This window comes from Acaryochloris thomasi RCC1774, from assembly GCF_003231495.1.
GTDB lineage: Bacteria > Cyanobacteriota > Cyanobacteriia > Thermosynechococcales > Thermosynechococcaceae > RCC1774.
In genome coordinates this window covers 243,920-257,323 of sequence record NZ_PQWO01000002.1, presented here as the reverse complement: position 1 = coordinate 257,323, position 13,404 = coordinate 243,920, and the positions used below count along the sequence as shown (strand labels likewise).

Genomic DNA, 13,404 nt, shown 5'->3' with positions numbered 1-13,404 from the left:
GTCGGAATCTAAAGGGAAGCCGTCCACCCTAAGATCAGTGACTCAGTTCCCCTTTACCGGTGCTGAGATCGGCATTTATTGAACTTATTAGGGATAAATCAAGCCATGTTGTGGGTCATTTTGTTAGCATTCATCGTCATTGGATGGATGCTGGCAACCTACACCTCGGGGCAAAATCAGTCCCGCCATCGGCCAGGAAAGCGATCGACCTCAGGAACGAGCGCCAGTGAAAGACAACTCAGAAAGCGAGTGGGGCCATCAACGGCTGAACGTCTGATTAATCATGCTGCCCAGAAGCACCCCGATAGATCGCGGGCTTGGTGTGCAGACAAAGCTCTACACGAACTGAAACGAGACTACAGAGGCTAGACCCACGTTTCAAGGCTGCCGCAGAATTTTGTCAAACCACTGTTCGGCCCGTTCCCCCAATGCCGCAAGTGAATAATCCTGTTCGGCTTGCTGGCGGCAGGCATGGCGGTTTATTTGGGAAAGGTTTGCGATCGCATCCACTAACCCTTCAACACTATCTGGCTCCACCAGCCAGCCCGTCTCGCCATCGCGCACAATCTCAGCCGGACCGCCTCGCCGATAGGCAATCACCGGCACCCCACAGGCCAAAGCCTCAATCACAACATTGCCAAAAGCCTCTACCCAGCGTGGCGTCACCAGTAGCGCGCGACACCGGCGTAACACCTGCTGCATCTTATCCGTAGGCAGAAAACCCAAATAATCAACCTGTGCCCCAGGGAACTGGGATAACGTTTGGTCGAAATAATCTTGATCCTGTAGATGACCTAGCACCTGTAGAGGTAGCCCTGCCTGCTCCGAAGCTCTCACCGCATCCTCAAGCGCCTTCTCCGGCGCAATTCGCCCCAGCCACGCTAGCCCTGCCGATGGCTCAGCACAATACTTATAGAGCGACAGGTCAAAGCCATTGCCTAAAACATGGCATCGATCCGCAAAATCAAAGGTCTCCGCTTGACTGCGCGTATGCACAGCAATGCACTGCGGAGAATAGGCAATCGCCCGAGATATAACCTGATCTATCGCCTCCGTTAAAGATCCCATACTGATGAGATGGGCCACAGGCGTCTGAAAAAACTGAGTTAGGTAGAGAGGCAACCAGTCGTAGGCAAAATTGACGATCAAGTCGAAGTCTGCCTGAACTCGACGGGCGTAGGCCCACATATTGCCAAGAACTGAGTCCCCAGGCATCTCGATCGGAGTCCCCCGACTCTGATGCTGTGCCGAGACCTGCAGTTGCCCCTCTATATTTATGATGGGTGCTGCTGAAAACTGCGACCCATCTGGCGCGACAACCTGCACCTGATGCCCCCGCTGGAGCAAACTGTGCGCCAAATTATTAATTGTTAGCTCAACTCCCCCGCCCATCCCGGACCCCAGCGGTCCAACGGATGTAGAAACGAATAGCAAACGCAAAGTCATTCAGCTCGGTCAACCTGCTCTGGATAGCCATCGCAGTTTAACAAACCAAGCCCATCACAAACTTAGGCAACTGAGACAAAACGCTCATCATCACTCTCTTGAATCTGTTGAACAACATTCTCAACCTGCTGTGGTGTGAATGCCGTCAGTTCTTCAACCCAAGACCGAAGCAAATCAGTTTGGTTGACGTCATCGCAAATCGTGAACATTTCGTCTTTCCCTATCTATGGCTTATGGGAAATTAGTATATGAACACAGATTGGCAATGAATGTGTCCAAGCTTACAATTCCTTAATTTTTCGGGGTTAAGGTTCTGTAAATGGACAAAGACGTTGTAAATACACCTTCAATGTGCCCAGGATTACACTTTTTTCCACTTTTGGAGGTCAAGGTTCCATAAACGGGCACAGATTTTAGATTTAAAGACCTACCCGTCAGCCAAGATCCCTAAAACAGTATGAAAAGGGCCTTTCTTCAGATGGATGTCGACTACGGTGGACTCAGGCTAAACTAAATCAGTGAACGGAACACCTCTGAACAAGGAATAAAAAGACACGATATGGCTGACCTTAAAGAAAAAATTGAACAAGAACTCGAGCAAGCCCGAGAGGCTTGTGATACCAAAGGTGCCCAGTCTGGCGAATGCGCGGCAGCTTGGGATGCCGTCGAGGAATTGCAAGCAGAAGCTTCACACCAGCGCAGCAAGCCTGAGAAAAAGAAAAGCTCTCTAGAGCAGTACTGCGACGACAATCCTGAAGCAGCAGAGTGCCGAATCTACGACGACTAGACACAACACCGTCAACAGTCTATCGATAGACGATGTTTCTGTTCTAAAGCAACCCGGTAATACCCACTGTATTTCCAGGTTGCTTTGAGTCTATTTATGTGGCAGACAATTCAAGATCACATTCAGCAGGTCACTCAGACCTCTTTTTCTATCCAAGACCGCCGTTCTGTTGGGGGCGGCAGTATTAATCAGGCATACCAAATCAGCGACGGCAGTCAGCCCTACTTCGTAAAGCTCAACCAAGCAAGTAAGGTGGCGATGTTTGAGGCCGAAGCGCTGGGTCTGCGAGAGATGGGTCAGGCGCAGGCCATTCGAGTCCCGCAGGCGCTCTGCTGGGGAACAGCAGAGGGGCAGAGTTACATTGTGCTGGAGTGGTTGGAGCTAGGATCTGGTCCCAAGGCAAACTGGGCCAAAATGGGCCAGCAGTTGGCCACCATGCACCACCAAGTGAACGAACACTTTGGCTGGCGCCAGAGCAACACCATTGGCGATACACCCCAACAAAATCCCTGGACAACTGACTGGGGAGCGTTCTTTGCCAAACATCGGATTGGCTACCAGCTCCGCTTGGCTCAGCGGCGTGGAGCTTACTTTCTGCAAGAAGCAGCACTCCTGAAGGCCATTCCTGAGATTCTGGCGGCTCACAGACCGCAACCATCGCTGGTGCATGGTGATTTATGGTCTGGCAATGCAGCATTTACTCAAGGTGAGCCGGTGATTTTAGACCCGGCCGTTTACTATGGCGATCGCGAGGTCGATGTGGCAATGACGGAGCTATTTGGCGGCTTCCCGCGAGCCTTTTATCAGGGCTACCATGAAGCTTGGCCTTTGGACGATGCCTATCAGCAGCGCAAAATTTTGTACAACCTGTATCACATCCTGAACCACTTCAACCTGTTTGGCGGCAGCTATGGCTCCCAGGCAGAGCGAATGATGGATCAGATCTTGAAGTTCTAGCCAGTTCAGGCAAAGGAAAACTGACGGAGCCGCTATGTTTAGAAAGCAGCGACAAACAATCGGCTACAGAGTATGCGCGCTCATACTGTTTATGAGCCTTTTTTTGGGAGGGACGGCTGGATCTGCTGCCGCAGAGGTATATATCCATCCTGATAACGACGGTCAGATGCTGTACCAAACCCGCCGAACCCTTCAAGATCAGCGAGGCTATACTTGGCAGGCTGTCGCTTTTAAGTTTGCACGTTCAGGCAGCTCTGGCCCTCTTCAACTCCGATTAGTAGGCTTTCCGGGCACGGTGGAGCTTGACCATGAACAGCCGCTGATGTTGCTCACGTCTCTGGGCCAAAAGTTAACGGTAGATAACGTTTCAGATCAGGTGTCCAAAACGAATCCCACTGAACCCCACGTCGGCCAGTGGAATCTGCAGCCGGTTTTAATTGAGCTGGGGAATACAATGTTCCTTGATTTATCGATCTCCACCGCAGATCACCAAACGCTAAGACTCGCCATCTCGCCTGACACCATTGAAGAGTGGCAAACGGTGGCGGCTTGCTCTGCAACATGGTGTGGCTCCTAAAAGCTTGCAGCAGGGCGAAAGCATCTGTCTCACCGTCAATCGGCAATTGCTCTGAGATTTCCGCAGAATGGGCACCCTATAGCTAGTCGCGTAGGCGGCCAGCAGACCACGGGGGAAATCAATGAAGAGGGGAAGGCGCAGTCGCTGTGCGGCAATGTTGGTTGCTCAGTGGGCTGGAATACTGCTGTTGGCGATGGGATCAGGACTAGGTCTCGAGAAGCTAAATGCAGCCCCTTCGCAGTCAAATCGTTTTACCGATTGGTGTAGAGAGCAAGATCAGTTTTCAATTGCTCAGCAGCGGACGATCATGGCAATGCTCCAGGTCGCAGCGACAACAGATTGTCGGCAGGCGGAGCAAGTTCTTGAGACTCAACTCAGCCTAGATTTGATTAATCAAGAACTCACAGACATCACTCCCCTAGTGACGCTCCCGCAACTGAAACATCTCAATCTGGCCTTCAATCAGATTCAGGATATCCGTCCCTTAGCGAAGCTAACGAATCTGGAATATGTGGTGCTTGAGCAAAATCAGGTTCGAGAGGTGAGTAAACTGGCAAGTCTTAAGCATCTCCGGTTGCTAAATCTCCTCACGAATCCGATCAACCCGAAGGTCTGTCCGGTGAAGCCTGCGACAGTCTGTCTTTTCTCTGATGCGGGGCAAGAGATCTACACGAGGGCAGAGCAGCAGAGCCAGCGGGGAAATCTTCAGACGGCTTTGTCTCTCTTTCAGCAGGCACTCGCAATCTATCAGCAAGATAGCGACCTACAGCGCCAAGGGGACTGTCTGCATCAGTTAGGGACTCTCTATTTACAGCTCGGTCAGTATCCTCAGGCGCTCACTTATTACCAACGCGCATTGACGCTGCAGCGTGAGATTGAGGATCAAGAAGGGATTGGGATCTCGCTAACTAGCTTGGCTTCTGCCTACGAGCGCTTGGGGCAATATGACAAGGCAGGACGAGTTTTAGAGGATGCGATCGCAACCCTCCAGACCCAAAACCCACTCCGATTTGATGGAGGGCTGTATGAACACCCCAAAGAAGAAGGATTATTGCACCATCGCCTTGCTCGGATTCAAATCCAGCAAGGGAGATCACCTCAGGCGCTGGCCTCCCTCGAACAAGCCTGGCGGCTCTTCCAATATCTCCCGCCCAGCTATCCGGGGAAAGCAGGGGGTGAACGCCTGATCCTGGATGCGCGGGGGGTGGCCTATTTCAGGCAAGGGAAGCTCTCCAACGCAATTGAGGCTTTGACAACAGCCCTCAGCCTCGCCCGGACGCATGACGATCAGGTCGGGATTGGGGCAACGCTTAACCATCTGGGAGAGGTCTACCTTGACCAAGAGCAAATGCAGCGGGCACTGCAGACCTTCGAACAAGCCCTAGAGATCCAACGCCGGACCGCAGATCAGCCCGGTATGGGCCTAACGCTTCACAATATGGGGCAAGCCCTTTTGCAAGCTCAGCAGTATCCTAAGGCGGCTGCGAACCTCTTAGAGGCTATTGAGATTTGGGAGTCGCTGCGGCCAGGACTCTCAGATGAGCATCAGGTGGCCCTCTTTGAGACCCAAGCGGCCACGTATCAGCACCTGCAATCTGCTCTGATTGCTCAGGGCCAGGATATTGCAGCCTTGGAGGTTTCCGAACGGAGCCGCGCCCGCGCCTTCATCGAGCTGCTCGCCTCCCGCTTCGAAGCACAGACGACTCACCCTCGGCCCCCAAAAGCACCCCTGACAGTCCAGGAACTACGAGACATCGCCCGTGCCCAGGATTCTACACTCGTCGAGTATTCGCTACTTGAAGATCAGCTTTTGATTTGGGTGATTGCTCCCAGTGGAGCGATTCAACTCCGAACGGTGGATCTGACGGATCAGTCCCTACCGGATTTAATTGAGGCAACTCAGGAAGCAATAGGCATCAAGGACAGAGGCGGAATTGCTATCGTCGCCACCAATCTCTCTACGGACAAGACGGGCACGCCGCCTTTACGCCAACTGCATCAACTTTTGATTGAACCCATTGCCGATTTGCTGCCCACCGATCCTGAACAGCATGTTGTGATCATTCCCCATCGAGAACTCTTTCTGGTGCCCTTCCCCGCGCTCCAGAGTGATGAGGGGCCATTGATTCTAAAGCACACGCTGGTCAGTTCGCCCTCGATTCAACTGCTAGCCTTCACGCGAGAACAGCGCAAAGCTCCGTCCGGTCCTGGCGAAAGCCTCGTGGTTGGCAATCCCCAGATGCCTTCCATTCAAGTGGGTTCAAGACGGCAGCCCCTCACACCATTGCCCGGAGCTGAGCAGGAAGCAGTTGCGATCGCAACTCTCCTCAACACGCAAGCCCTCATTGGCCCTGCAGCGACAGAAACCGCTGTCGTTCAACAGATGACCACTGCCAGCACCATCCACCTGGCAACCCACGGCCTCCTAGATGAACTCAGCCTAGATACCCCCGGCGCGATTGCCCTCACCCCCTCTTCTGCCAGCATGGCTCCCTCATCCCCTTCGGCTCCCCTTTCCAGCACCGATGGCTTCCTCACCACCGCCGAAATCATCAATCTCAGACTCCAGGCCAACCTCGTTGTTCTCAGTGCCTGTAACACTGGAATCGGAACCATTACGGGCGATGGCGTCGTCGGTTTAGCCAGGGCGTTTATGGCAGCAGGCACCCCAAGCATCGTCGTTTCGCTATGGTCAGTTCCTGATGCCCCCACCGCAGCACTGATGACGGAATTTTATCGCCAGAAATCTACTCTCAATAAAGCCCAGGCTCTACGCCAAGCCATGCTGATCACGCGTCAGCAGCACCCCAATCCCAAAGACTGGGCGGCCTTTATGCTGATGGGTGAAGCACAGTAAGGAGGAGATCAGCCTAAATGGACAAACACACGCTAATGAACCTGTTAGTCGGGAAGTTTTCTGTGCTGCGGTTGGTCCGCTCCACTTTGATCATTTATGCGCTCTTTGCGGTGGGAATTTACTTTTTTGGCGATCGCCTGATTTTTCAGCCCCCACCCAGCAGCTATCAAGATACGGACGAAATCCTCAAAATCGCAGCGGAAGACGGGCAACAGCTTTCAGCGCTGCATCTCAAGAATCCTGAGGCCAAATATACGATTCTCTACAGCCACGGCAACGCCTCCGATCTAGGGACCATTCGCTTTGCTTTAGAAGATATCAAACAGGCGGGATTCTCTGTGTTTGCCTACGACTATCGCGGCTACGGCACTAATAGCGGCACGCCATCAGAGAAAGGGGTCTATCGAGATATCGAGGCAGCCTATGACTATCTGGTTGATGAGCTGGCACTGTCCCCCAGTCAGATTATTGTGCAGGGCCAATCTGTTGGCGGGGGACCCAGCGCTTACCTTGCGGCTCAAGAGCCGGTGGCGGGCCTGATTCTGGAAAGCAGTTTTACCAAGATTTTCAGAGTTCTGCTACCGTTCCCGATCCTGCCCTTTGAGAAATTTCCGAATATTGATCGCCTTGCCAAGGTCAACTGTCCAGTGCTGATCATTCACGGTCAGACCGATCACATTATCGCTTTTAAGCACGGTCAAGAACTGTTTGAAGCTGCGCCAAACCCCAAACAATTCTTCTGGGTTCCAGAGGCCCACCACAATAATGTACAGGCCGTTGCCGGAGCGAGCTATCGCCAAGCTCTGCAGGATTTTTCACAGATCGTTGAAGCTGACTTAAAGACCAGCGAATGAATTCGCGTCTACAAGAACAAAGTCCGCCGCTGCGGACTGGGGAAATACCGCACCTCTCTCGCTATAAATCAGGAAAAACTTCCTGTACGGCTGGATGCAGAAGCTGATGATTTTTGACGTTGAGTCCCTTCGCAAGCGAGGCATTTTTCTCCAATGCCGTCAGCCCCTGGTTCGCTAGCTGAAGTATATAGGGCAGCGTACTGTGATTCAGAGCTTGCGTTGCCGTCCACGGAACAGCCCCCGGCATATTAGGAACGCCGTAATGAACGACGCCCGCTTTGGTATAGGTGGGGCTGCTGTGGGATGTAACCTTGAGGGTTTCAATGCAGCCCCCCTGATCAACCGCAACATCGACAATCACTGAACCGGGTCGCATTCTCTCAACTAGCTGGCGTGATACAAGCGTCGGCGGCTTTTTCCCAGGGACAAGGACGGCACCCACCACAAGGTCTGCTGCGGGTACCGCTTCAGCAATGGACTGTGACGTGCTGTAAAGCAGTTCTACTTGGGAACCAAATAAGGTCTCTAGGTAAGCTAATCGCTCGACGTTGATGTCGAGAATTGTGACCTGTGCGCCCATACCCAGGGCAATACGGGCGGCTTCTGTGCCCACCACCCCACCACCAAGAATAACGACGTGACCCGATTTGACGCCAGGAATACCGCTCAACAGCACACCGCGTCCACCCTGCTGTCGCTCTAGAAAGTGAGCCCCAAACTGAATGGAAAGCCGACCCGCGATCACGCTCATAGGGCTAAGTAAAGGAAAGGCTCCCGAGGGGAGTTCTACGGATTCATATGCGATCGCAACGCCTCCCGCTTCTAGCAACGCCTCCGTTAGCTCTCGATTGGCCGCCAAATGGAGATAGGTAAACAGAATCTGGTTCGCACGGAGAAATCCGTATTCTGCAGTGAGTGGCTCCTTGACCTTAATCACAAGCTCTCGACTCCAGGCTTCGGATGCCGTGGCCACAATCTTGGCTCCCGCCTCTATATAATCCTGATCGTCAAAACCAGAACCGTCACCGGCTAACGTTTCAACAAAAACCCGATGCCCTGCTTCGCTCAGAACACGAACGCTACCGGGCGTCAGTCCCACCCGGTATTCCTGGTCTTTAATTTCTTTCGGAACACCAACTTCCATTGCTTCGCCTCGGCTATTCGCAATTCAGAGATCGATTTATTCCTAGATGTTAGACGACCTAAACGATAAGGCCTGCTTCAGCACATCTAGTCGAGAGCAGTCCCAATAATCGATGTGAGAACAGATCAGTCCGGCCTCGTTGAGCTGCAGTTCGCTCCGCCCAGGAATTTCCATCTTGGGTTTCCAAGGGAAAGGAGCCTGCCAGCGCAGCGTCCAACGGGTCGTAATTTCGTCACCCTGTTGCTGAATATCGTGGACCTCCATTTGGGTGTCAATAAACCAGGTTTGAATAAACTGGATCATCTTGCGGTAGCGCTGTACACCTCGAAATTTATTGAGCGGATCCTCAAAGTAAACATCTTCGGCGTATAAGTCGTAACTTTGCTGCTTCGGGAATCTTGCATAATCCTCTTTCAAGGCATCAATCATAGTCATGGGGCGACCTCCTGACTCTATTGTCGGTAGGCTTGGGCAAATCTGGCAATTCCAGCGAAGTCAGAATGAATTTGGATGTCGCAGTACTGCGCCTGCTGATGGAGGAGATCGTTGACCAACTGATCCTGTCCGGCCATCATCTCTAGTAGCAGAATCCCGCCCGAGCAGAGATACTGCGGTGCTTCGGCAATAATGTGACGCAGAGCATCGAGCCCATCTTCGCCGCCGTCTAGGGCGAGGTGAGGCTCATGCCAAGCCACTTCTGGCTGTAGCTCTGGCACCATTGTCGATGGGATATAGGGGGGATTGCTGATAATGCCGCTGAGCTGGTCTTCGAGCGAGTCTAGGGGCGCGAGCCAGGAGCCTTGATAGAACTGGATGCGGTTCTGTAGATGAAGGGTTTGAGTGTTTTGGGTTGCGATCGCAACTGCCTCTCGACTCCAATCCACCGCATGCACCTGCGCCTGCGGGAACGCCATTGCCAGCCCCAAAGCAATAGCACCACTGCCCGTCCCTAAATCAGCCCAGTGGCCTCTCTGCAGGATTTCGTGGTCTCGCGTAGCGGTAATCGCAAGATCGATCAAAAGCTCCGTTTCGGGGCGCGGAATTAGAACATCTGGCGTTACCTGCAGCACAAAATGCCGCCAAGGGGCAAGACCAAGCAGCTGCTGCAGAGGCTGTCGCTGCTGCAGTCGCTGCTTCCAAAGTTGTGTCAGCGACGCCAACGATCGCTCAAGCACAATTTCTTTTTGCGTTCGATAGGTCTCTAGGCGCAGCGCTAGGCGCTCTAGACCCGCAACTTCTTGAAGCAGCCAGACTAACTCAGCCTCAAGGTCTGAGCGAAACTCAGACTCAAGAGGCCGTAGCTGCTCTTTCGCCCACTGCTGCCAGTGCCATATTTCAGAACCCGACGCCGTGTGCAAGGCCTATTACTTTTTCTCTTCTTCTTTCTTTTCAGGAGCCGCCGCGCCCGGTGCAGCACCACCATTGGCCTTATTCTGCTCCACCACGTACTTGAGCGATTCTTGAGAAGGAATCAGGGCAATCTGCTCAATTTCACCGCCTTTCTCTTTGAACAGCGACCCCACCACTCGATCGAGGGAAGTCACCGAAACCGTCGTGCTTTCGCTCAGCTTCGCGTCCTGCTTCTTAAGCTGCGCCAACATCCCCTCCAGATCCTTCTGACTGAAGTAGAAAGGAATCACTTTCTCTTCACCCTGCTGTAGGGTCAAAAGTCCCTTATCTTTGCCACCAACGGCGTAGAACAGCGGAATACCCGTAAACTTCTTTGGATCTAGACCGTTTTTGGTCAACACAGCTTGAGCAGACTCTAGCTGCTGCTGGGTCGGCAAAAACTGGAAAGCAAGCTGATCTTTCTTGTCTTTGTTCTCGTTCTGGATGTTGTAGGCTTCCTTCAAAGAAAGCGTGACAACTTTGGCATCTTTACCAATCTCTGGCTTATCGGCCTTCAGCTTTGTCACCAGAGCCTGAGCATCGGTTTGGCCCATGAAGAAATAGGCCACTTGAATTTGCTTGCTCTTATCCTGCGGGTTGGGCAGAGAGGCCAAGACAGGGGTCCCTTTCGGATCGGTGACGGTGAAAACAGGGACGCGCTCTAGACGCTTGAGAACATCAGCTTCGGGAATTGCGATCGCAGTCATATTGCGAGTCACAGAAGGCACCACAACTCCGCTTCCGGCTAATGTGGCAATGAGGCTCCAATGCATTAATCGGTTCATAGTTGCTGATGCTCCCTTTCAAATAGGTTGACTAATGTTCGCAATTCGCTAGCTCAAGGATATCCTCAGCCAATCAACATTCGATTAACGCCCTAGGACACTGGTTTAACTGTCCTTCCGCGATCATCAATTTTTAAACGACCTGCCCCATAGTTTGACGCAGTAGGAGAACGCGAGGTTCCACTCAGACATGCGAATTGAAGTGAATTATAGCGTTTCGCGTTCTTTTGTCAATGGATCTAGGCTACAGATTAGGGTAAACATTTCCTTAAGAAGGAGAACGAGACGGCTAATTAATGGCAAGCCCCATCCCAAGACTCTGTCGTAAGAGCAATAGTGCTTCACCTTTATTTATTCTCGGGCACTGCCAATCAAAACAGCAGTCATCAGGCTTTACTATTACGATTGGAAAGAGCTATTCCATACCTCTCAATTATCAGTGCAAAGGATAAGCTATGACTGAAGAGCCATCCGCCCCTCCATCTCCAGAACCTGAATCGACGGAACCCACCGAACAGGCTGAGCCTGTTGCACCGGCTGAATCAGAAAAGTTTGCGGCCCTGCGATCCAAGCTATTGAATTCAAGTAACGATACCGGAACAGTCGCTGAAGCCTTAGGCCGTCGCAATTTCTTGTTCGCCCTCGTCTGGATCGCCTTGATTGCCTTGGCCTTCACCTTTGAGCAGCTCAAAACCCGCTGGGAATACTTCACGGTTGAGCGTAAAAATCAGCAGACCCAGGAGTTAGCGGCTGACGAACGCAAAGAAGTCACGACGGAAAGCGGATTGAAATACACCGAGATCAAGCTGGGGGCGGGTCCTATTCCCCAGCGCGGCGATCTGCTGCTGCTGGAGTATACGCTTTCGCTGCTGGATGGTACCCAGGTGGTGTCGAGTCGCGATCGCAACCAAAAAGCTCTAGGATTCACCTTTGGCAACGACATCGAACTCTCCAAATTCATCTTGCCGGGACTGCTGGAAGGCATTAGCACCATGCACAAGGGCGGCAAGCGTCGTCTGATTATTCCGCCAGAGCTGGGGTTTGGCGATCAGCCATTCTTTTTACCTGAGGTTACGGTCGCCGAGAACTCAACCCTCGTATACGACGTTGAGCTGGTCAAAGTGAGTATCGCGCCCAGCTAGCCTTTTTTATACAAGGTTCAGTCCCATGACCAACAATCGCCTTTTTGACGATGCTAGCCAGCGCCTGCAGTTGGCGTTGAAGTACGTTGATCTGCCTGACGATGTTCTCACCTCTTTGAGCTATCCAAAAGCCAGCCTCAGCATCTCAATACCGGTGCGGATGGATGACGGGTCGCTGCAAATTTTTCAGGGCTATCGGGTGCGCTACGACAATACCCGTGGTCCTGCTAAGGGGGGCGTGCGCTACCACCCCAATGTCTCTCCCGATGAAGTGCAATCCCTCGCATTCTGGATGACCTTTAAGTGTGCGGCACTGAATCTGCCCTTCGGCGGTGGCAAGGGCGGGATCACCGTCGATCCCAAGGCGCTCTCGAAGATGGAGCTAGAGCGGTTAAGCCGTGGATATGTAGATGCGATCGCAGATTTTATCGGTCCCGACATCGACATTCTGGCTCCAGATGTCTACACCAACCCTATGATCATGGGCTGGATGATGGATCAGTACAGCATCATTCAGCGACAAGTTTGCCGAGGTGTCGTCACGGGCAAACCCCTGGCCCTTGGGGGCAGCCAGGGACGCAATAGCGCCACCGGCACCGGCGCGTTTTATGTCATTGAGACCCTGCAGTCCCAGTTAGACTTGGTACCTTCTGAGACCACCGTTGCCGTTCAGGGCTTTGGCAATGCGGGCGCAGTCGTCGCCTCCCAGCTTGCTGCCGCAGGCTATCGAATTGTGGCGGTCAGCGATTCTAGAGGCGGCATCTATGCACCACAGGGATTAGACATTCCTAGTATTCGCCAGCAGAAAGAGGCCAGTCGTGGAATCCAGGCGGTGTATTGCGAAGGAACGGTCTGTAGCCTAGTTGAGCATCAGGTGATCACCAATGAAGATCTGCTAAAGCTAGAGGTGGATATTTTGATTCCAGCCGCTTTAGAGCGCCAGATCACCGCAGAGAACGCCGATCAGATTGAGGCTCGCTACATCTTTGAAGTGGCAAACGGCCCGATCACCTCTGCCGCCGACGCCATTCTGGAGCAGAACAATATTCTGGTCTTTCCAGATATCTTGGTCAATGCCGGGGGCGTCACCGTCAGCTACTTTGAATGGGTGCAAAACCGCAGCGGCCTCTATTGGGAAGAAGCGCAGGTGCAAGGGCAGCTTCAGGAGAAAATGGTCGCTGAGACCCAGGCAATTTGGCAGATTTCTCAGCAGCAAGGCATTTCAGTGCGAACCGCCGCCTATGTTCATGCCCTCAACCGAATTGGAGCCGCCGTCACCGCCAAGGGAACTCGAACCGATTATCTTAATCCGTAATCTCTCTTGATTCATTAACGTATACAGACAACGCACAAGTTATACAGGGTTGTGCTTGATTTTGGACGCGATCGCAAATTTCCAGAGCCGATACTAAAAATCCACCGGCATATTGCGGGTTAGTGTACCCAGAATCGTGTTTGCGCTCTTT

At 52.7% G+C, this 13,404-nt stretch carries 14 protein-coding genes; 8 read left to right on the top strand and 6 right to left on the bottom strand.

Going from position 1 to position 13,404, the window contains the following annotated elements:
* The first annotated feature begins 105 nt into the window (after positions 1 to 105).
* The gene (locus tag C1752_RS04120) at positions 106 to 369 is read left to right on the top strand and encodes a hypothetical protein (protein WP_110984780.1); all 264 of its coding nucleotides are present in this window, start codon (positions 106 to 108) and stop codon (positions 367 to 369) included.
* A 9-nt stretch (positions 370 to 378) separates the two neighbouring features.
* Here C1752_RS04120 and C1752_RS04115 read toward each other — a convergent pair whose 3' ends face one another.
* Both C1752_RS04115 and C1752_RS28860 read right to left on the bottom strand, forming a co-directional pair.
* Positions 379 to 1,446, bottom strand: coding sequence for a glycosyltransferase family 4 protein (locus tag C1752_RS04115; RefSeq protein ID WP_110984779.1), 1,068 nt, complete (start codon positions 1,444 to 1,446; stop codon positions 379 to 381).
* Between the two features lie 62 nt (positions 1,447 to 1,508).
* A complete protein-coding gene (locus tag C1752_RS28860; RefSeq protein ID WP_199464278.1) occupies positions 1,509 to 1,655 on the bottom strand; it encodes a hypothetical protein in 147 nt (48 codons plus the stop codon).
* Between the two features lie 350 nt (positions 1,656 to 2,005).
* On the opposite strand from C1752_RS28860, the gene C1752_RS04110 reads away from it, so the two are divergent.
* The 5 genes from C1752_RS04110 (at position 2,006) to C1752_RS04090 (ending at position 7,478) form a co-directional block, all read left to right on the top strand.
* Positions 2,006 to 2,233, top strand: a complete 228-nt coding sequence (locus tag C1752_RS04110; protein ID WP_110984778.1) for a Calvin cycle protein CP12 — start codon at positions 2,006 to 2,008, stop codon at positions 2,231 to 2,233.
* Positions 2,234 to 2,329: 96 nt separating this feature from the next.
* Positions 2,330 to 3,190 carry a fructosamine kinase family protein gene (locus tag C1752_RS04105; protein WP_110984777.1) on the top strand — a complete coding sequence of 287 codons (861 nt, stop codon included), beginning with the start codon at positions 2,330 to 2,332 and terminating at the stop codon, positions 3,188 to 3,190.
* Between the two features lie 91 nt (positions 3,191 to 3,281).
* Positions 3,282 to 3,767, top strand: a complete 486-nt coding sequence (locus C1752_RS04100) for a DUF3122 domain-containing protein (RefSeq protein ID WP_158535012.1) — start codon at positions 3,282 to 3,284, stop codon at positions 3,765 to 3,767.
* A gap of 121 nt (positions 3,768 to 3,888) precedes the next feature.
* Positions 3,889 to 6,624, top strand: a complete 2,736-nt coding sequence (locus C1752_RS04095; protein ID WP_233501324.1) for a CHAT domain-containing protein — start codon at positions 3,889 to 3,891, stop codon at positions 6,622 to 6,624.
* Between the two features lie 17 nt (positions 6,625 to 6,641).
* Entirely contained in the window at positions 6,642 to 7,478 is an 837-nt protein-coding gene (locus tag C1752_RS04090; RefSeq protein ID WP_110984775.1) for an alpha/beta hydrolase, read from the top strand.
* Between the two features lie 61 nt (positions 7,479 to 7,539).
* On the opposite strand, the gene ald is transcribed toward C1752_RS04090, so the two are convergent.
* The 4 genes from ald to C1752_RS04070 are packed head-to-tail and all read right to left on the bottom strand — an operon-like array spanning position 7,540 to position 10,796.
* The gene (ald, locus tag C1752_RS04085) at positions 7,540 to 8,622 is read right to left on the bottom strand and encodes an alanine dehydrogenase (RefSeq protein ID WP_110984774.1); all 1,083 of its coding nucleotides are present in this window, start codon (positions 8,620 to 8,622) and stop codon (positions 7,540 to 7,542) included.
* 42 nt (positions 8,623 to 8,664) lie between these two features.
* A complete protein-coding gene (locus tag C1752_RS04080) occupies positions 8,665 to 9,057 on the bottom strand; it encodes a C6orf136 family protein (protein WP_110984773.1) in 393 nt (130 codons plus the stop codon).
* Between the two features lie 17 nt (positions 9,058 to 9,074).
* The gene (prmC, locus tag C1752_RS04075) at positions 9,075 to 9,980 is read right to left on the bottom strand and encodes a peptide chain release factor N(5)-glutamine methyltransferase (RefSeq protein WP_110984772.1); all 906 of its coding nucleotides are present in this window, start codon (positions 9,978 to 9,980) and stop codon (positions 9,075 to 9,077) included.
* A gap of 6 nt (positions 9,981 to 9,986) precedes the next feature.
* A complete protein-coding gene (locus C1752_RS04070; RefSeq protein ID WP_110984771.1) occupies positions 9,987 to 10,796 on the bottom strand; it encodes a Tic22 family protein in 810 nt (269 codons plus the stop codon).
* 455 nt (positions 10,797 to 11,251) lie between these two features.
* Between C1752_RS04070 and C1752_RS04065 the strand changes: the two genes are divergently transcribed.
* Positions 11,252 to 11,938 carry an FKBP-type peptidyl-prolyl cis-trans isomerase gene (locus C1752_RS04065; protein ID WP_110984770.1) on the top strand — a complete coding sequence of 229 codons (687 nt, stop codon included), beginning with the start codon at positions 11,252 to 11,254 and terminating at the stop codon, positions 11,936 to 11,938.
* A gap of 25 nt (positions 11,939 to 11,963) precedes the next feature.
* Positions 11,964 to 13,253 carry a Glu/Leu/Phe/Val family dehydrogenase gene (locus C1752_RS04060; protein WP_110984769.1) on the top strand — a complete coding sequence of 430 codons (1,290 nt, stop codon included), beginning with the start codon at positions 11,964 to 11,966 and terminating at the stop codon, positions 13,251 to 13,253.
* Positions 13,254 to 13,404: the final 151 nt, after the last annotated feature.